We start from the raw sequence: 19,902 nt of genomic DNA on the forward strand, positions 1-19,902 counted from the left end.
AAAAAAGAAAACCGCCAGGGCTTGTATAACAAGCTGCTGCGGTTCCATATCATTTAAAATAAATAATTAGTCCGTATCCCCGCTGTTGTCAAGCACTTCATCTGAAGGCTCGTCAGCGTATTTCTCAAACGTATCCGTGCTCATGACTCTTCTTGCAGTCACGTAACGTTTGACATAGTAGGATTCCTTCAGCTCGCTGATGATAACACCCTTGCTGGAGGAGGAATGGGCGAATTTGCCGTCGCCAACATAGATTCCTACATGGGAAATGCCTTTACCGCTGGTATTGAAAAAAACAAGATCACCGGCTCTTAAATCATCCTTGGCCACTTTTTTCCCGACTTGAGCCTGGGAAGCAGACGAACGCGGCAGATCGAGCTTGAATTGATTGAACACATAGGATGTGAATCCGGAGCAGTCGAAACCTTTTGTCGTGGTTCCGCCATAGCGGTAAGGTGTTCCGATCAAATCAGCGATAGCGTTGTCCATCTTGGAGTTCGCGGATGCTGTTCCTGCAGCAAATGACAGGATAACAAAAAGAGCCAGCAGTGACAGGACTGCTTTCTTCAAAACAAAAAAACTCCTTCCGGTGCCTACGAGGTTAGCTGTGGGGTTCGGTTGAAGGTTCCCTATGAATCCCTCAGACCAGCATCTGTAATATATAAGCTGGTCGGGCTCAATTCACCCAGAGTGGTTCCCCCGTTTCCCGTAAAACCGGGAATTCGGCAGTTTTTTATGTACCCGCTTACTATTCGTGTTTTTTCATGATAATCCTCCTTTTGTCACAAAACGTTCACAATTATAGTGCAACAAAATGCGAGGAACCGACTTTATCCGTTCTCTGTTGGCGAAACTGCTCATTTAAGCGCTGCGGGCGCCAATCAAGGCTCTTTTTACCCGGCTTTTACGCTGAAAACCGGAATGTGAAGACAAAAAAATCTGCCTTCCTTCATACATAAAGGATAGGCAGATTTTAATAATAGAGCTTCATTATTCAAGCCGGTTATGACAGAGCATCAAATGCGTAACTAAAGAGGCCGTATAGTTATTCGGATGGCGCATGCCGGCCTTGCCACACCTGGTATTGGGAAGCCATCGTCCATACCTTGAGCAGAGCGCGTACCAGATAGAAGGACTGATGCAGGATGAGGGCGAAAAAACCTGCCCAGACCAGAGAAACTGCAGATGCAGCCAGTCCGAGCCCAAGGCTGACCGCCAGCAAAATGATCGAGATGCCTGCAAGCGGAATCAGGCAGCGGAGGGAGGATGTGATGGAATCCCATAGTCCGGTCTTTGCGACTACCCCGAACTGTACCGCCCGGAATAACACATGCAGCAAGCCGCCCCATGCCATCCAGGCTGCCGCATACGGCAGGAGGTTCATAAGCAGCTGCTCCAGAGAACCGCTGCTATGCAGAAGCAGATTGCCTTTGGAAAGCAGCCACCAGGCAGGAGCGAGCAGCAGCAGCATTTCAGCTGCGTAAAGGCCGAATACAGGCTTCCATGCCTGCCGAATGCCGCGGAGGAAGTGGGTCCCCCGTTCATCCCTTGTATGATGGATCGAGTAGAGCAGACCGGCATGAATGAACGGGGTCATCAACATCCTCGAGAGGAACAGGGCGCCTAGCATCCACAGATAGGGCTCGATCAGGTCCGTTTTGACCAGCCGGAACTGGGCTTCCATCAAGAACAGTTTGACCGCTGAATCCGATGGCATCGTGTCCGGGTAACGCTTGAGCAGCGGCATAACAATGGAGTTGACACAGCGGTAAAGAAAGAAGCCCCATAGCAGCTGGTACAAAAACAAAAGGATCACGATTGAAAAATGTCGCGTTGACAGCTTCCAGCCTTGCAATAAATGCTGTTTCATTATTCTCACCTCACCAGCTCAAGGAGCTGAGCAGCCCCTCGATCACTTTGACAATGCTCAAATTCCAGCGCCTGCCCGTCTTGTCCTGAATTTCTGCTTTCATGAAGTTGTTGATGCGCTGATTATCCAGCACAATCAGGTTTTCCGGGTCCACGGCTGCAAATGACAGCGGGGCACTGTGAAGCAGCTTGTATTGAATATGGTTGCTCTGGCCGTCCCATTCCTTGGACAGTGCTGTTCCATCCTTGAATTGAAAGAGGATGGGCACCTGGTTGTAATCTCCGCCATGCTTGCGAATGAGCACAACCGATTCGTACATGGTCTTCCCGTCCTGCACAACCGGCTCGATATGAATCGACTCTACGGCAAAGTCGGCTGCCATACCGCCGTATACATATTGGCGAAAGTAATCGTCCCATTTCTTGCGGCTAACCTGCTCGACAACCCGCTGGAAGTCGGCAGTTGACGGGTTTTTGAACTTATATTTCTGGAAGTAGGTCCTCATAATTTTCCGCATCGTCTTCTCGCCGACCTGCTTCTCAATATCAACGAGAACAAGTTTGGCCCGCATATATACATTTTCCGCATAATGGTCATGATCATGATAGGACCAGGAGAGCTGTTTGAGCGGCGCAGGATCAGTCAAATAGCTGGCTTCCACAAGATGGCGGGGGACGACCCCGTATACGCTTTCCATCACTTTGTCCTCCGAATAGGAGGTCAGGCCCTCGTCCAGCCATGCTTCCTCAAATTCATTGGAAGCTACCATGCCATACCAGTATTGATGCCCAATTTCATGCACGATGACGCGCTCCAGCTCATAGCCCGGATTATCGGTTGCCGCCTCAAATCCCGTTACAAGGGCCGGGTATTCCATGCCCCCGGCTCCATTCCCGCCCTTGGGCGGAACGACTATGGACAGAGTTGAATACGGATATTCTCCGTACCATTGAGAGAACTTGGCGAGTGCTGATTTGGCAGCGTGAATATAGCGGTCCTTCAAATTAATATGCAGCGGGTCCAGGTAGAGCTTGATTTTGACACCGGGGACACCGGGAGCGGAAAACGGCTCCTCCGTATAAATAAAGTCGGGCGAGGCCGCCCATGCAAAATCATGGACATCATCCGCATAGAATTGGTATGACTTCGTCTTTCCGTCATCCACAACAGATTGGGTCGGGAAGCCGGTTGCTGCCACAATATAACCCGATGGTACTTTGATTTTCACATTATAAATGCCAAAATCGCTGTAAAATTCCGAGTTGCCGTGATATTGATGCGTATTCCAGCCTTCCTGTACCCGCCCTCTTGTGCCTGTGGTTTCATATTTGGCAACTTTGGGAAACCATTGGCCGGCCATAATAAAGTCGCCGGAGTAGCCCATGCGGGCAAATACCTGAGGGAGCTTGACCTGGAACGCCATCTTCAGCGTCACAGACTGGCCGGGACCGACAGGCTGCGGCAGCCGCAGCTTGGCCAGCGTGTGATCTTGCTCATTGCCGTCGTCCGGCTGTACGTAATGGATGCGCGGCAGCAGGCTTTCACCCTCTGTCGTCTTGAGCGATTCCAGCTTCATATACCCCCGGCTTTTCTCCGTGGCCTTGTCCTGACGCAGCTTGCCGCCAGATTCCCGCATAAAGGTGCTGTTGCCGGATTCGAACGCATTGGGGTAAAGATGGAAGTACAGGTCGGATACTTCCCGCTTGCCCGGATTTGTCCAGGTAACAGTCTGCTGGCCGTGCAGCATCTTCTCGTCCTCATGCAGATGGACGTCGATATGATACTCGGCGACCCGCTTGCTGAGCGGCTGCTCCTTCGGCGGGATGGCTGTACCCGGAGGCTCGGCTTCGGCCTTACGGGGGGCAGGAGGTTCAGCATTCAGAAGGACGGAAGCAGCGGTTGCGGGCGCTGGTGCCAGAGCATAGCTGTGCATGGACAGCCAGGCTTCGCCAAAACCCTGCTGGAGGGAAGCACCTAGCAGGACGGCGGTCATAATAGTGATGATTATTCCTTTCATGCGGCGTGGGATCATTCGTCAATTACCTCCCGTTGACAAGCATCTACAGCATGTATATGTTGGCTTTTCCCGGATTATTAGCTAAAATGGAATTATTCTGAGGACAGCCTGTAAAGCCGCGCCATGAGCGGATTTTGCAGACGGGAAGCATGACTTGCACGGCGCCTTGGAGAACGCATTTGAAAGGGGTGTGCCCGCTATGACGGAGCAAGGCAATCAGCCGGAGAAGAAGGAAAAGAAATCGCTGGCGCTTAACGTAGTCAGCAATAAGGAGCATAAGGGATTTGGGGCAGGATCGATTGATCTGAATTCCGTATCCTGCATTATTATAGATGGCGATGAGGCATACATTGATATCGGGGCGATGCATGCCAAGAGCAAGATCGAGCGCCGGATTAAATTCAGCACCAATAAAGAAGATGTCCCGAACGGCCGTCAATGCTGGATTGTATGGGTAGCGGTAGACCGTAATGAAACCGGCTCATACTACGCCGGGGCAACGGCTTGCGAGATGTGGATTGATACCGAGGCGCGCCGCGGCTGGAAGATTCTTGCCGATCATGTCAACCGGCTCGACTATGCGATCAAACGCCGGATCATGGTTGACAACCTTGGGCCGAAGGAGCAGGGACTGCTGCGTGATTTGCTCATCCAGCATAATGAGGAATGGTGGAACAATTCCGAGGGGGTCAAGACGGCGCTGGAAGGCTGACGGCTGCCTGAACAGTGTTTTTCCGTTTAGAAGCAGATCAGGAATGCTGCCGGTTATCATGGACTATACGATTAAGGGACCACAAGCATCTTTTGTATGCTTCGGTCCCTTTTTTTAATTTTTTCAGCAAGCGATATTGCTTTTAAATGGCTTCTTTAATTTAAAATGGCCTTATATTTTCCCTGTCCGGATTGGGATATACTTGAAGCTGCACCCAGCCAACGGGCTGCCCGGCAGCCTGTGAGGCATAATCCGATTCATTCACGAAAGGGGAATCTCACACATGAAAAAAGAACAAATCGGAGCCCAGCTCTATACTGTCAGAGACTTTACCCGCACGGCAGAGGATTTGAACATAGCGCTGAAAAAAATCAAAGCGATTGGATACGCATCTGTTCAAGTGTCAGCAATCGGCCCGATTGCCCCGGAGATCGTCAAGGAATTGGCGGATGAGAACGGACTTGCGATTTGCGCTACGCACACCTCCTTTGACAAGCTGCGCGGGAGTCTGGCCCAGGTAATTGATGAGCACCAGCTGTGGGACTGCCGTTATGTCGGTCTTGGCGCGATACCGGATGCCTACCGTACTTCGATTGAAGGGTATAAGAAGTTCGCCGAGGAGACGGCTGCAATTGCTGCGGAACTGGATCAGGCCGGCCTGCAATTTATTTATCATAACCATCATTTCGAGTTTGAAAAGTATGGCGGGCAGCCCAGCGGAATGGATACGCTGCTGACTGCAACGGATCCGCAAACCTTCGGCTTTGAGCTCGATTTGTACTGGATACAGGCTGCAGGTGCAGATCCTGAGCAATGGATTCACAAGGTGAACGGGAGGATGGCTGTCGTCCATTTGAAGGATATGGGCGTTCATCAGGGAAGAGTGCTCACCGCAGAAATTGGGGAAGGCAATATGGACTACAAAAAGCTGATACAGGCATGCCGGGATACCGGTGTGGAGTGGTATGTGGTGGAGCAGGATGAATGCATTCGCGACCCGTTTGAGAGCCTTGCGATCAGCTATCGCAATTTGCAGGCATTTCTGGATTAGCCAGTTATTTACCGCCCGGGGACGTTGGAAGACCGCACTATATCTCAGTTTGAAATATAAGAACGCTATTAAGCCGCGCATTCTTGTATTTCTATGTGACACGCTGCTGCCAGAGATGGTGTTCAGTGTTCACGTAAGACTGTGATGTGATGCGGTCTTTTTGCTATTCCCTTGTCCAGGTAAAGCGCTGACGGTATTTGCGCGGAGACATCCCCTCAATTTTCGTGAAGGAGGAGGTGAAGTAGGCCGGATGGTTGAATCCGACTTCCTCGGCGATCCGTTCCACAGTCAGATTGGTTTGCAACAACAGCAGCTTGGCCTGCTCGATTCTGATCCGAAGCTGGTAGACTGCGGGCGGGCAGCCGAATACCTTTTGCATACACCGGGCGATATAGACGGGATGAAAGTTAATGCTCTCCCCGAGCTTCTTGGCTGAGAAGCTCTCTTTATAGTGTTCCCGCAAGTAGGAGGCGGCGCGTTCGGCACAGACGGATTGCGGAGACGGAGTTCCGGTGCCGAGTGAAGCTGACAGCAGAATAATGACTTCCTGGAACAGCGCCTGCTGCTTGAGCCGGATGCCGGACAGATGTATACTCTGGTCCATCTTGATCAGCTCGTCGATGGTATCGGTTAACTTCTGAGGCTGTACCAGCTTGACGAATTGAGGGAGTGCTACCGTATAGGAGGTTGCGGAGAACGGGGAGATCGGTACATGCCGCTGTGCCTCCTCTTCGGGGGACATATACTCCCGCTCCTGTCTATAAGTTTCTTCCTCGATCGCTGTCCAGTCCCCGAGAATATTGAAATGCACCCAGTAGTGGGTTGTCTTTTCCAGGCAGCCTGAGAAGGCGTAATGATGCTTGTCGGGACGCAGCAGCAGCGCATGGCCTTCGGAGACATTATAATCCTGGCCGTCCTCTCCGACGTACAGGCAGCCCCTTGTCACAACCAGAAGATCAAAGACCCCGATGTTTTGGCGGTTCGGATGCCTCGCGCCGACCGGCATCGGCGTCTTGCCGCTCACGATGTAGTGCGGAAGCGGCGGCGCTGTGAATTGAATAACGGACATGAAGAGGCCTCCATATTGCGATTAATTTCCGGTTGGAATATTGAAAGATTGGGTTGGTTATTTGATACATCGGATTGAGTATACCATCTATAATGTGTTTCAGGCTAATAAGATAATAACGGGGATGCGAATCCCTTCTTAAGCATCAGGAGGTTGTAATAATGATAAATCAAGACAAGAAGGAAAAAAATAAATTTTCCCTGTGGCTGTTGGCCTGGCCGATTTTTATTGAACTGTTCCTCCAGTTTTTGCTGGGGACGGTCGATACCTTGATGGTCAGCCGGATATCCGATAATGCCGTTGCAGTAGTAGGGATATCCAACCAGCTCTTCAATGCGCTTACGACACTGTTTGCTACAGTAGCGAGCGGGGCGGGCATTGTCATTGCCCAGAAGCTCGGGTCACGACGCGAGGATGATGCGCGTACGGTTGCCATTATCGCTTTTAAGGTAACGGCTCTGATCGGGCTTGGGTTAAGTGTTTTGCTAGCCGTAGCGCCGCGTCCGATCGCAGTCATGCTGCAATTGTCACCGGATTTGCTGCCGCTGGCGGAGATTTATATCTCCATTGTCGGCGGAGGAATGATACTGGCTGCGATCATGACAACGCTCAGCACAGCGATCCGCAGCACAGGCAATACCAAAGCGCCGATGTATACGGCGGTCGGCATGAATATCATTCATATTATCCTGAACTATTGTTTTATATTCGGCGCACTGGGCATCCCGCAAATGGGGCTGACCGGGGTGGCAATTTCTACGGTTGCCAGCCGGCTGATTGCTACGCTTGTGCTGCTGGTTATTTTCCTGGGTGCGTTCCAACGCAGAATCGGGATCAAGGATATCCGGGTATTTGACGGCAAGCTGTTTAAAGAAGTGATGACGATCGGCTGGCCGCTTGGGGTCAGCATGGCTAACTGGGTATTTTCGCAATTGGCGATTTTCTCGTTCCTGGCCATCCTCGGTCCGCTGGAGCTGGCAGCCAGAACATATATGAATACGCTGGAATCCTTCTGCTTTCTACTTGGTTATTCTCTGGCACTCGCTGCGCAGATTCAGATTGCCCACTTGTACGGGGCAGGCAAGACCAAGGAGGCTTACAGCTCGGTATACCGGGCGCTTGCTGTCGGCCTGCCGCTGGTTACCATCAATGCCTTGATCGTTGTTCTGCTGGGCAAGCACGTGCTCAGCCTGTTCACAAGCGACAGCGAAATATTGGCCCTTTGTGCGTCGATGCTGTGGCTTAATCTGCTGCTGCAGCCGGGCAAAATGATTAATATGGCGCTCGGCAATGCACTCAATGCAGTCGGGGATACCCGTTTTACGATGGTGGTCTCGCTGTTCACAATGTGGATCGTTGCGACAGGTCTTTCCTATTATTTTGGCGTATCCCTGGGCTGGGGAATTGTCGCCATCTATGGTTGCATGATTGCGGATGAATATTTGCGCGGCGTTATGTCCTTCTTCCGTTGGAGAGGACGCAAATATTTGAAGACCAAGGAAGAAGCGCTCAAACGGGAGCAAGGGCTGGCTGCTGGACGTACATCTGAGTCAGGAATCCTTGCAGAAGCTTAATTGAATACGAATTGAAAAGAACTATAGAAAAGGCGGGCATCGAAGGATGTCCGCCTTTTCTGTTGAAGTATTAAGAGTAGAGTTGCAGGCATAACCAAGGTGAATGAACCGTTTGCAGAATGTTTAATGGAAAATAAGGTGTGGCTGAAGGGACCGATTCATGAAAGCGAGATTGCTTTATTTCATTTTTGTAGTGGCTGCAATTGCAGCTGGGCTTGCTTCGAGAGCTTATCAAGAATATTTGCCGTTGTTTGTTTCCCGTCACTTCGGGGATGCATTGTGGGCTGTGATGATCTATTTCGGTCTGCGGATGCTTCTGCCGCGGTACCGTCTTCTTCATTCGTTCGGTCTGGCGCTCCTGTTATGTTTTTCCATTGAATTCAGCCAGCTCTATCAGGCAGAATGGATCCATCATATTCGATCGACTACGCTGGGAGCCCTCGTTTTGGGGAAGGGCTTCTTATTTATAGACCTTGTCCGCTACACGGCAGGGATCATTGCAGCATGGCTGCTGGATCGTTATCTGTTGAAGGTACAGCAGCAAATGTAGCTGAATGGCCATGGCCCATTGTATGAAGCCGGCCGGGCACACATGCCCGGATACAACAATAATGGACATGCGGTGCGTTAGCGGAAGTTAAAAAATGATTAAAAAGTGTAAGACTAGGATTCCGGTAACTGTCAGAACCCGCCATTCTTCGATAAAATGATATTCGTATAGAAGCGGGCCGTTAGAAGGCGCAAGCAGAGCAGGATATGAACATGCACAGTTGTACTGCCAGGTTTCACGGGATAAGGAGAGAGTTCAACATGCAGCATAGACGCGTGAAAATTTTGGGCACCGGCAAACATTTGCCCGAGAAGATCGTGACGGATGAGGAATTGGATGAGAGACTTGGTGTTCCTTCCGGATGGGTAAGCAAAGTAACTGGCGTAGGCATGCGGCACTATGTCTCGGGAGGGGAGACATCCTCCATGATGGGAGCTAGGGCTGCGGAAGCGGCCTTGAAGGCGGCCGGATTGGGCTTTTCAGATATCGATTGTCTCGTATGTACAAGCGGGACGAAGGAGCAGCCCCTGCCCAGCACCGCTGTTCTGATTCAGCGGGCGATGGGACAGGAGGATTCCGGGGTCCCTGCATTTGATCTCGATTCGACCTGCCTGAGCTTCGTCACCGGGCTGGATGTCATGTCCTATATGGTCGCTGCCGGGCGATACCGTCACGTTCTGCTGGTGTCCTCGGAGATTGCATCTGTGGGCCTGAACTGGGCGGAGAAGGAGAGTGCCGCCCTGTTCGGAGACGGGGCCGCCGCGGCTGTCATCGGGCCTGCTGAGGAGGGGGAGTGCTCTGCTATTGTACATGCGTCATTAAAGACGTACAGCAAAGGAGCGCATTATTCTGAAATTCGTGGCGGGGGCAGCCGGCTTCATGCACAACAGTATTCAGAGCAGTCGGCTGATTCTTATTTGTTCCATATGGATGGACAAGGCATCTTCCGCATGGCTTCGCGCCTGCTGCCGGAATTTATCGGTGAGCTGCTGGAGAAATCTGGAACGCGGTTGGAAGATTTTCGCCTCGTTATTCCCCACCAGGGAAGCGCCATGGCGATGCGTCTGCTGCGCAAGAAGCTGGGAATCTCTGAACATCAGTTCCTTGACATTACACGGCATCACGGCAATACAATCTCTGCATCGATTCCAATGGGGCTGCATGAGGCGATTGCGAGTGGACGAATTAGCCGCGGGGACCGGATTCTATTGATCGGAACAGCGGCAGGCCTGTCGCTTGGGGGAATGGTCATTGATTATTGACAGATCAGGCAGGGACTCTGATAACAGGCGGATATTGATTACTGGAGGGCGTGCCCCTGTCGCGCTGGAGCTTGCACGCCTGCTTCATGAAACAGGCTGTACCATCTATGTGGCGGAGAGTGCGGAATACCATCTATGCCGGGTATCGGCCGTCGTGGAAGCGAGCTTTACTGTGCCTCCTCCCCGACGGGAGCCCTTGGCTTATATAGCGGAGCTGGAGTCCTTGATAGAACGCTGGCAGATCGATCTCCTCGTACCGATGTGTGAGGAGATTTTCTATATCGCTAATTTCCTGGAGCGGCTGGGCAGGCATTGCCGGGTGCTCTCGGACAGCCTGGAACTCCTTGGACAGCTGCATCACAAATACCGTTTCATCGAGATGGCTGAGGCGTATGGCCTTCCTGTGCCGGATACCCGGTTGGTTACCAGCCGGGAGGAATGGCTGCAAGCATGGGGGAGGAAGGACGCAGGAGTTCCGGTCGTTTTGAAGCCAGCGTATTCCCGGTTTGCTGCCCGGGTGGTGATGCCAAGGGAGAACGGCAACGCGGCAGGTGGAGGCCTGCCCGCCCCTCCAGAGGATATTTCACCCACGCTCCCATGGGTAGCGCAGCAATACATCCGGGGCAAAGCCATTTGTACCTATAGTGTGGTCTATAAAGGGACAGTAGTGGCTCATGCGGCCTATGAGAGCCGGTACCGTACCGGACGGGCAGGAGCAAGCGTCCATTTCGAGCAGTTATACCATCAGACAGCCTTTCAATGGGTAAGCCGGTTTGCGGCAGCGACAGGATTTTCAGGGCAGACGGGCTTTGATTTCATAGAAACGGAGGAAGGTATGCTCTATCCCATCGAATGCAATCCGCGCGCGACCAGCGGGATCCATCTGTTTGGATCCGGTGATGGCTTGGCAGAGGCCATATTGAATCCGGAGCGGTTGGCGGAAGCAGGCAGGACAGTGACGCCAATGCCTGGCAACCAAGCGATGCTGGCCTTGCCGATGCTGGGCTGCGGCTTAAACCTTATTACTCGTCCGGGGCAATGGCTGGCATGGTGGCGGGCACTCTGCGGAGCCGCGGATGTGGTGTGCCGCCCGTACGACAGAAAGCCTTGGGCAGAACAGCTGCGAATTGTTGCCGCTGCCTGGAAGCATAGCAATAATACCGGTCTGAGTATGACCGAGGCCTTGACCGAAGATATCGAATGGAACGGTGGTGGATGATGTCATGACGACACATGCATTAGTAACAGGAGCAACCGGTTTTCTTGGCGGCCACATGGCCCGGAGGCTGGCCGAACTCGGCTGGCGGGTGACGGGTCTGGGCCGCAATGAAGCGGAGGGACGAAGGCTTGCTGAAGCGGGCATTGTGTTTGTGAGCGGTGACTTGCGGGACAAAGACCTTATACGAATGGCCTGCGAAGGGCAGCAATATGTGTTTCATTGCGGTGCGCTGTCTTCCCCATGGGGGCCGTATCGGGATTTTTATGAGAGCAATGTTGAAGGTACCCGCTATGTCGTAGAAGGATGTGTACAGCATGGGGTCGAGCGGTTGATTCATATTTCAACGCCAAGCCTCTATTTCAATTACAGGCATCGGCTGAATATAAGCGAAGCCGACCCGCTGCCACGGCCTGTTAATGCTTACGCGGCAACCAAGCTGCTCGCTGAACAGGTAGTTGAGGAGGGCGGCAGAAGAGGGCTGGGTACCGTTATTTTGCGGCCAAGAGCCATTTTTGGTCCAGGGGACCGGGCGTTATTCCCGAGATTGCTGAAGGTCAATAACGATAAGGGAATTCCGTTGCTGGGCAAAGGGCGCTCCCTGATCGATTTGACGTATGTGGACAATGTTGCAGATGCGATGCTGTCTGCCTGCTTTGCTTCATCGCAGGCGCTGGGCCGCGCGTACAATATTTCCGGCGGGGAGCCGCTGCCCTTTGGTGAGCTGCTCGACCGGCTGTTTGGCCATTTGGACATTCCGCTTCGCACCAGGGCGATTCCTTCCTTTGCCGCCTATACTGCCGCAGGGGTGTTGGAGCTTGCGCACCGTTTGCTGCCTTCGCTTGGGGAGCCGCCATTAACCCGCTTTTCCGTCGGATCAGTTGCGGCATCCCAGACGCTCGACATTACGCTGGCAAAGCAGAGACTGGGCTACCGGCCGCGTGTTTCGGTGGAAGAGGGTCTGGAGAAATTCGCCGGATGGTGGAAGGAGCAGCAATGTTGACGCGGACAACGGTGGAGCTTATGTTGGGCGCAGCAGGCTATTGCACACATCCGGAGCGGCTGACTTTGCGCGGCGGCACGCTTCGCCCGGTTCAGTTCCCGGCAGGATTTGCCTGCATCATTCATCCCGTTCTGGGACCGGTACTGTTCGATACCGGATATACATCACGCTTTTTTAAGGAAACGGCACATTTGCCTGCCTCCTTATACCGGCATATTACGCCGGTGATCTATGAGGATCAGGACAGTGCGGCACTACAGCTTAAGGCAATCGGCATTGCTCCGGAGCAGGTGCGCTATGTGGTGCTGTCCCATTTTCATGCCGACCATATCGGCGGCGTCCGTGATTTCCCGTCCGCACAATTTGTCTATTTGCAGGATGCATATGAGTCCGTGAGGCAACTGGGGGCATTGAGAGCTTTGAAAGCAGGTTTCTTGCCGGGGCTGCTGCCGGAGGAATTTGCCCGCCGTTCACTGCCTTTCAGGCGTGACGAGGCTGTACAACGCTTTGAAGCAGGCTTTCCCTTTCAGAAGGGCTGGGATCTGTTCGGGGATGGCAGCATGCTGGCAGTGGAGCTGTCCGGGCATGCCGAGGGGATGATCGGTATATTTATCTCCACGCAGCAGCATGATTATTTCTTATGCGCGGATGCCGTATGGTCAAGCAGAGCCATCCATGAAAATCGTCCGCCCCATCCGGCAGCCGGGCTGATTATGTCCAGCCGCAGCGATTACAGGGACAGCTTTTGCAAGGTGATGGAACTGCACAAGAAATATCCGGAGGTATGCATTGTACCGAGTCATTGCCGCCAGGCGCTGGCACGGTGGGGAGGGAGCCTTGGGCATGAACGATAAACTGGGCATTGTGAAGCATTATGTGCTCACCCTTGCCCGGCAGCGCCGGAGAAATCGGGCGGCGCTGGAAAAATGGCAGGAAAGGCGCATCCTGCGGCATATTGCTGCTGTGAGGCAGGCTTCGCCCTTTTATGGTGAGCTATGGGCAAATTACCGTGACCGGGAGTGGAGAGACTTTCCTGTCATTGACAAGACGGTGATGATGGAGCATTTTGATCGCCTGAATACAGCAGGCGTCAGCCGGGAGGCGGCACTGGAGGCCGCAGCCATAGCTGAGCGGACACGCAATTTTAAGCCGACTGTGGGCGGGACCACAGTCGGCTTGTCTTCGGGAACCTCCGGATCCCGCGGGCTGTTCCTTGTGAACCCCCGGGAGCAGGCGGCCTGGACAGGCACGGTGCTGGCCAAGCTGCTCCCGCGCGCATTGTGGAGGAAAGAGCGTCTTGCTTTTTTTCTGCGCGCCAACAGCAATTTGTACGAGTCTGTACAGAGCGGGCGTCTTCAATTTGAATTTTTTGACCTGCTGGATCCGCTGGAACGCCATGTGGAGCGGTTGAATGATTACCAGGCCGGGATATGGGTGGCGCCACCCTCAATTCTGCGTATGCTGGCCGATGCAAGACTGGCGGGCCGGCTGGCTGTTCAGCCGCATAAGCTGGTTGGTGTTGCAGAGGTGCTCGACCCGCTCGACCGGCAGATTATTGAGGCGGCCTTCGGCCAGCCGGTCCATCAAGCCTACCAGTGCACAGAGGGGTTCCTTGGAGCTACCTGTCATTTGGGGACAATGCATTTAAACGAGGATATCGTCCATATCCAGAAGGAGTATCTGGATGAACAGTCTCGCCGGTTTGTGCCGATTATTACCGACTTCTCCAGAACGTCGCAGCCCATTATCCGTTACCGGTTGAATGACATCCTGACGGAAGCCGACAAGCCGTGTCTGTGCGGCTCCCCCTATACTGCAATTGAGCGGATCGAGGGCAGATGCGATGATATTCTCTATTTTCCTCATGCGGAGCATGGAGGAGCGGTTGCGGCTTTCCCGGATTTTATAACAAGAGCGGTCATTGCAGCCTCCCCGGAGATTGCGCACTATAAGGTTGTCCAGCACAATTGGCATCAGCTTGAAGTCTCTATTCAGCTCTCAAGCTCTGCTTCCGATGAGAAAGTTGTGCATGAAGGGGTGTCCTCAGAACTGGCACGACTGCTTGAACGGATAGGGTGTAGCCTTCCGGAACTCGTGTTCAAGCCTTACAGTTTCGTTCCGGGAAATGCCAAGCTGCGCAGAGTTGAAAGGAGATTTAAGCTGTGAGCGTCCGACTTGATTTGTACGATCGAACGAATATTCATGAGCTGAGCTGGCCGGATACGGAATATGGAGCCTATGCGAAGGCATATATTATGCCGCTGATCTTAAATTCTCCGGAGCACTATATCCGCAATGTTCGTACCCGGATTCTGGTCGCGATGGCTGACGGCATTCCGGTTCCGGTCACGGTTAATGAAGCGGATTATGGGAACGCCTACGTTTGCTCTCCGTATACACATTATATAAGCTATGCGAAAGAGGAACTGAAGCTGCTGGGCCAGCCGCTGGCTGAGCACGGGCTTTCCTGGCTGTTGAGCGGCGTCGGTAGGCTGTTTATGGGAGCGCGCTTTAACCGGGTTGTGCAGGTCAATAACTGGCTTGTATCGACCAACCTGTTCCCGGCAATTAGCGGGGAGCAGCTTACGGCCATTATGGATATGCTGAGGGAACGATTCGCCGGCTACGCCATCTTGATCCGCTCGCTGAATGAAATTACAGAAGCGGAGGCTCTTGCAGCTGCGCGGGCATACGGCTGCAAGCTGATTCCGAGCCGCCAGATTTATTTCCTTCAGCCTCATGACCCTGCATCGGAAGAATTTCTGTTCCCCTCTTCAACCAGCTCAGATATTCCAGCAGATTCTTTTGGCCAGAAGGAGCGTGTCTGTCCGAATCACTCCGGCCAGCCTGATATCCGGCGCAAGCCTGGTACGATCCCTGTTCCGAACGCCAGAGCGAAATGGCTGGTGAAGCGTGACCGCTCTCTGCTTCAGAAGCAAGGCTATCAAGTGGCAGGGCCGGAGAATATCACCAGTGATGATGTTCCGCGTATCGCCCGGCTTTACGAACTGTTGTATATCCGGAAGTATTCAATTCATAACCCGCAGTTTTCAGAGGCTTTCATTCATCTGGCGAAGGACTGCGGAATCTTGAAACTGTACGGGTTGCGCAAAGAAGGCAGATTGGATGCGGTTCTGGGATTTTTCGCCCGGGAGGGCGTAATGACGACACCGCTGTTTGGTTATGATACGGGATTGCCGCAATCGCTAGGGTTATACCGGATGCTCTCAGCTGTTCTTATTGATCTGGCAGGAGAGAGCGGGACGTTGCTTCATGAAAGCTCCGGGGTCGGACAATTCAAACGTAATCGGGGCGCTGTTCCAGCCCTGGAGCTCTCAGCAGTATATGACAAACATTTGCCGCTTCGGGTGCGAAGCTGCTGGTCTGTGCTGGAGAAGCTGCTGAACGGCATCGGTGTGCCGCTGATCCATAAGCTCAAGCTGTAAGACGGCATGAAGTACAATATGCAGAAGGCGGGAGGGCATGTATGGAGCGGGAGAAAAATACGGCTGAAAACCCGGTGGCGCTTGTTACCGGAACCTCCAGCGGATTTGGGCTGCTGACGGTATTGGAGCTTGCCCGGCGGGGCTATGTGGCCGTGGCCACGATGCGTGATCTGAGGAACTCCGATGAGCTGAGGCTTAAGGCGCAGGAGGAGGGATTGGAGCGGCAGATCCATTATTTAAAGCTGGATGTTACTAACGCAGCGGAAATTGAACATGCGATTGCCGGGACGCTTAAGACTTATGGGCGCATTGATGTCCTGGTCAATAACGCCGGATTCGCAATTGGCGGTTTCACGGAAGAAATCCCGATGGAGGACTGGCGTCTGCAGTTCGAGACGAATTTCTTTGGACTGGTTGCGGTCACAAAAGCAGTGCTGCCATCGATGAGACAAAAAGGAAGAGGCTGTATTATAAATGTAGGAAGCATCAGCGGACTGGTCGGCTTTCCGGGTTATGCCCCGTATGCGGCATCCAAATTTGCAGTGGAGGGCTTCAGCGAAAGTTTGCGTCACGAGCTGTCAGGCACCGGTGTCAAGGTGGTGCTGGTGGAGCCTGGTTCCTTCCGGACGCCAATCTGGGACAAGGGGCTTCAGAACATCCGCCGCCAGCCTGCTTCCCCTTACGCTTCCCGTCTTGAGGGAGTGCTGCGCTATTCCAGAAAGTCAGCGGAAACAGCGCCGGACCCGGTTCACGTCTCCCGTCTGATCGGCCGGATTACGGCGATGTCCTCACCGCGTCTGCGCTACAGGCTGGGACAGGGCTCTTCTCTGATTATCTGGGGAAAAATACTGTTGCCTTGGAATCTGCTGGAGTGGATGATCCGCAAAGCTTTGGGAGGCCGCTGAATCCGGGAACGACTGCGACAGGAAGAGCCTTTCACAAGGCGGCCCTGCTCGAAAGCCAATCGTTCAGCACCATGAAAAACAAGTACTCGCAAAAAATGCCAAGCAAAGGGGTGGACCGATGAACAAATGGATAAAGACCCTATTATTTTTGGCGGGATCGGCCTTCTTGACCCGTTTTATCCCGTTCGCCTCCTTTTTTAGGAATTTAGATACGATGATTCATGAGTTTGGCCATGCCATGGCGACGCTGCTGCTATCGGGACGTGTATTGCGGATTGATTTGAATCCGGATCATAGCGGGGTAACCTACTCGACGATTCCTGCTTCCTCTACGTGGGGAATGGCGGCTGTCAGTCTGGCGGGTTATGTAACGGCCGCTTTAGTATCGCTGCTGCTTTTTTACTTCTACCACAAGCGATACCTGAAGACCGGCCTGCTGCTCATAACGGCAGTGGCATTAGTTAGTGTGATTTTCTTTGTGCATCAAGGCTTTGGCCTTTGGTGGCTGCTGGGCCTCATCCTGCTAAATATCGTTATTCTCTATGCCGGAACGCGATCCGGCAAGACAGGCCGCTACGGTGGACTGCTGTTAAAGGGCTATTACCTGTTGATTGCCTTCCTGACCCTGGAAGAAGCCGCCTTAAGCCCGCTTGTGCTGGTTGTGTATTCGTTCACGGACCCCGCCGCAGCAGGGGATGCGGCCAATCTTGCAAGGGTGACTGCTGTCCCGGCTCTGGTATGGTCCCTCCTGTTTACCGCTTTTTCCTTCTATTGCGCGAAACTGTCATTAGGCTGGTTCATGAAAGGCCGTCCTGCAAGCCGGCCGGACAGAGAATTGCCATAAGAAGAACAGCTGCATGGCGGATAAACTTGGGGCAAGCAGACATGTGCATCGATCAAAAGCCCCTGTCCTTCTTCACTAGATGAAGATGACAGGGGCTATTGATGATCAGCTTTAGTTGTCCCACCACTGCTTCAGATGCTGCCACCAGGACCGGCGTTTTTGCTTGCTTAATTCCCCGGCTCCCTCTTCCTGATTAACAGGCTTGTCTTCCCCGCCAGCGGGCGGGGTGTCTGCCTCCGCACAGTATTCCGTTGGTTCCGTACCGGCTGTGAAGGCCTCCAGACGCTGATGCTGGGCACAGGCTGCTGTTGCGAGCTTGCCGGATATGGAATCAACATAAACGCTGACAACCCCATCGGGAATGGGGAAAATCTTTGGCGGCACTGATTCCAGTGCTCCCTCCATAAACCGGGCGAAAATCGGCGCGGCCCTGTGTGACTCAGAGGTTGAAATGGTGCGTCCTTTGTCATAACCTACCCACACCGCAGCGGTCAGTTCCGGCGTATACCCGACAAGCCAGGCATCGGTGGCCGTCGTGCCGGTCTTGCCGGCTACCGGACGCTTGATGATCGAGGCGACACGGTTGCCTGTCCCGCCGGTCTCAAATACACTTTCCATCAGTGAGGTTAATACATAAGCATTGGACGGGCTAATAATTTGCTCCCTGCGCGGCTTGGCTTCATAGATGACCTCGCCGCGGCTGTTCTCGATGCGCAGAATTGCTGTTGGCTCTGTACGCACGCCTGCGCCTGCAAATGTGCTGAAGACTGACGCCATCTCGAACGGACTGACCGGGAACGTACCCAGCGCAAGAGAAGGAACAGGCGCAAGCTCACTTTCAATGCCCAGCCTGTGCGCCATAGAGATCACTTTGTCCGGGCCGACCGCCATTATCGTGTTAACCGCATAGATATTGTCCGAGCTGGCAATTGCGGTCCGCATATCGATATTGCGATTGAAGTACTTCTTATTATAGTTATGGGGCTCATAAGTCAGCCGTCCCTCATCATACGTAAAGGCTGTCGGTTCGCTCATGAACGGGGTTACAGGTGTCATTCCGCCGTCCTGCAGCGCAGCAATATAGACCAGCGGCTTGAAGGAAGAGCCGGGCTGGCGTGTCTTGGCGAATACCCGGTTGTACTGATTCTGTTTGTAATCACGGCCGCCAACCATTGCCTTGACGTAACCGGTACGCGGATCGATCGCGACAAGCGCCGCTTGAAGTTCCGTATCCTTGGGCAATCCTTCGGCAACGGCAGCTTCGGCAGCCCGCTGTGCGCTCTGATCCAGTGTTGTATAGATGCGTATGCCTCCCTCATTTAGCAGATTCTCATCGATCCCAAGTTTATCTACGGCCATGAGCCGGATATAGTCCCGGAAATAAGGGGCAAAGCCTTCCTGCTGGCCGTCGCCAAGGGTCCGGAAGGACAGTAGTTCCCCATAGGCGGATTTGGCCTGCCCTGCTGTAATATAGTCGTCCTCTGTCAGAATGGACAGAATGAGCTTTTGCCGGTCCTTGGCCTTCTTCATATTATTAAATGGTGAGTAATACGTCGGTCCCTTTGGGATTCCGGCCAGCATGGCGCTTTCAGCCAGTGACAGGTCCCGGGCAGGCTTGCCGAAATACAGCCGGGCGGCTGCTTCAATGCCATAAGCCCCGTGTCCGTAATAGATTTGATTCAGATACATCTCCAGTATCTGATCCTTGGAGTAGGTCATTTCAAGCTGAACAGTATACGCCGCTTCCTTCAGCTTGCGCTTCCAGGTGCGTTCATGGGAGAGATAGAGATTGCGTGCAAGCTGCTGGGTCAGTGTACTGGCACCCTGCTTGTTCTGACGGCTCTCCAGATTGACGAAGGCGGCACGGGCCATCCCTTTCAAATCAAAGCCCAGATGCTGGTAGAAGCGCTGATCTTCGACAGCTACCGTCGCCTGCACGAGATAGGGTGAGACGGCATCCAGCGGCACGGATTTGCGGTTCTCGCCGGCATGGAAAGTGTCGATAACATTGCCCTGCATATCGTACATTTGCGAGGATTGGCTGATGGCAGCCGCGGGCAGGGCTTGTGAACGCAAATAGAGCAGCAGGCCGGCAATTGTAATAAGCAGTAGCAAAGCGGTTGCTCCTGTCACTTTTGACAGCCATACCAGTTGGCGCCATAACGGTTTGGAAGCCCGTTCACGGGAAGTAAACAGGCGGAAACGGTGTTTGGAAAATCGGGATGATGACTTGCTCATAGGTAGCTGCCTCCCAACTTGAACCTTAAGATAACGGCCAGTACGTTTGCCTCTAAATCTGCTTGTCCCAAGAATATCGGGGCTGGCCGGACAATTGTGATCAACGGTAAATTTTTGAAATCCTTTGGTTTTAGTATGGAAAAAT

17 protein-coding genes and 1 riboswitch are annotated in these 19,902 nt (G+C 53.2%); of the genes, 12 read left to right on the top strand and 5 right to left on the bottom strand.

Annotated elements, in window-relative coordinates:
• Positions 1-66: 66 nt before the first annotated feature.
• The 3 genes from H583_RS0109300 to H583_RS0109310 all read right to left on the bottom strand — a co-directional run bounded on the left by H583_RS0109300 (position 67) and on the right by H583_RS0109310 (position 3,902).
• Positions 67-570, bottom strand: coding sequence for a C40 family peptidase (locus H583_RS0109300; RefSeq protein WP_028560232.1), 504 nt, complete (start codon positions 568-570; stop codon positions 67-69).
• 5 nt (positions 571-575) lie between these two features.
• Positions 576-738: riboswitch (cyclic di-AMP (ydaO/yuaA leader) on the bottom strand.
• A 307-nt stretch (positions 739-1,045) separates the two neighbouring features.
• Complete coding sequence (locus H583_RS0109305; RefSeq protein ID WP_028560233.1) at positions 1,046-1,870, bottom strand: hypothetical protein; 825 nt, start codon at positions 1,868-1,870, stop codon at positions 1,046-1,048.
• Between the two features lie 10 nt (positions 1,871-1,880).
• Positions 1,881-3,902, bottom strand: coding sequence for a M1 family metallopeptidase (locus H583_RS0109310; RefSeq protein ID WP_028560234.1), 2,022 nt, complete (start codon positions 3,900-3,902; stop codon positions 1,881-1,883).
• Positions 3,903-4,086: 184 nt separating this feature from the next.
• On the opposite strand from H583_RS0109310, the gene H583_RS0109315 reads away from it, so the two are divergent.
• Complete coding sequence (locus H583_RS0109315) at positions 4,087-4,599, top strand: YwhD family protein (RefSeq protein ID WP_028560235.1); 513 nt, start codon at positions 4,087-4,089, stop codon at positions 4,597-4,599.
• 283 nt (positions 4,600-4,882) lie between these two features.
• Positions 4,883-5,650: a sugar phosphate isomerase/epimerase family protein gene (locus H583_RS0109320; protein ID WP_028560236.1), complete on the top strand. Its 768-nt coding sequence runs from the start codon at positions 4,883-4,885 to the stop codon at positions 5,648-5,650.
• Positions 5,651-5,813: 163 nt separating this feature from the next.
• Here the strand turns inward: H583_RS0109320 and H583_RS0109325 are convergent, their stop codons facing one another.
• Positions 5,814-6,719 (bottom strand): AraC family transcriptional regulator, encoded by a 906-nt coding sequence (locus H583_RS0109325; RefSeq protein WP_028560237.1) that lies wholly within the window; start codon positions 6,717-6,719, stop codon positions 5,814-5,816.
• A 161-nt stretch (positions 6,720-6,880) separates the two neighbouring features.
• Between H583_RS0109325 and H583_RS32410 the strand changes: the two genes are divergently transcribed.
• From H583_RS32410 to H583_RS0109375, 10 genes are all read left to right on the top strand, one after another.
• Positions 6,881-8,293, top strand: coding sequence for an MATE family efflux transporter (locus tag H583_RS32410; RefSeq protein ID WP_036709029.1), 1,413 nt, complete (start codon positions 6,881-6,883; stop codon positions 8,291-8,293).
• Positions 8,294-8,453: 160 nt separating this feature from the next.
• A complete protein-coding gene (locus tag H583_RS0109335; protein WP_028560238.1) occupies positions 8,454-8,843 on the top strand; it encodes a ribosomal maturation YjgA family protein in 390 nt (129 codons plus the stop codon).
• A gap of 260 nt (positions 8,844-9,103) precedes the next feature.
• Positions 9,104-10,105 carry a beta-ketoacyl-ACP synthase III gene (locus H583_RS0109340; RefSeq protein WP_028560239.1) on the top strand — a complete coding sequence of 334 codons (1,002 nt, stop codon included), beginning with the start codon at positions 9,104-9,106 and terminating at the stop codon, positions 10,103-10,105.
• Complete coding sequence (locus H583_RS0109345; protein ID WP_051236240.1) at positions 10,095-11,324, top strand: ATP-grasp domain-containing protein; 1,230 nt, start codon at positions 10,095-10,097, stop codon at positions 11,322-11,324. The genes H583_RS0109340 and H583_RS0109345 overlap by 11 nt, the downstream gene beginning before the upstream one ends.
• Positions 11,325-11,328: 4 nt before the next feature.
• Complete coding sequence (locus tag H583_RS0109350) at positions 11,329-12,324, top strand: NAD-dependent epimerase/dehydratase family protein (protein WP_028560241.1); 996 nt, start codon at positions 11,329-11,331, stop codon at positions 12,322-12,324.
• Entirely contained in the window at positions 12,300-13,178 is an 879-nt protein-coding gene (locus H583_RS0109355) for an MBL fold metallo-hydrolase (RefSeq protein WP_245585885.1), read from the top strand. Before H583_RS0109350 ends, H583_RS0109355 begins: the two co-directional genes overlap by 25 nt.
• The gene (locus tag H583_RS0109360; RefSeq protein WP_028560243.1) at positions 13,168-14,490 is read left to right on the top strand and encodes a F390 synthetase-related protein; all 1,323 of its coding nucleotides are present in this window, start codon (positions 13,168-13,170) and stop codon (positions 14,488-14,490) included. Before H583_RS0109355 ends, H583_RS0109360 begins: the two co-directional genes overlap by 11 nt.
• Positions 14,487-15,770 carry a hypothetical protein gene (locus H583_RS0109365; RefSeq protein WP_028560244.1) on the top strand — a complete coding sequence of 428 codons (1,284 nt, stop codon included), beginning with the start codon at positions 14,487-14,489 and terminating at the stop codon, positions 15,768-15,770. The genes H583_RS0109360 and H583_RS0109365 overlap by 4 nt, the downstream gene beginning before the upstream one ends.
• 41 nt (positions 15,771-15,811) lie before the next feature.
• Complete coding sequence (locus H583_RS0109370; RefSeq protein ID WP_028560245.1) at positions 15,812-16,675, top strand: SDR family oxidoreductase; 864 nt, start codon at positions 15,812-15,814, stop codon at positions 16,673-16,675.
• Between the two features lie 118 nt (positions 16,676-16,793).
• On the top strand, positions 16,794-17,519 hold the full coding sequence (locus tag H583_RS0109375) for a M50 family metallopeptidase (RefSeq protein WP_028560246.1): 726 nt from the start codon (positions 16,794-16,796) through the stop codon (positions 17,517-17,519).
• A gap of 111 nt (positions 17,520-17,630) precedes the next feature.
• Here H583_RS0109375 and H583_RS0109380 read toward each other — a convergent pair whose 3' ends face one another.
• The gene (locus H583_RS0109380; protein ID WP_081667065.1) at positions 17,631-19,757 is read right to left on the bottom strand and encodes a transglycosylase domain-containing protein; all 2,127 of its coding nucleotides are present in this window, start codon (positions 19,755-19,757) and stop codon (positions 17,631-17,633) included.
• Positions 19,758-19,902 lie beyond the last annotated feature (145 nt).

It is taken from the genome of Paenibacillus pinihumi DSM 23905 = JCM 16419 (assembly GCF_000422505.1).
In the GTDB taxonomy this organism is placed as follows: domain Bacteria; phylum Bacillota; class Bacilli; order Paenibacillales; family Paenibacillaceae; genus Paenibacillus_D; species Paenibacillus_D pinihumi.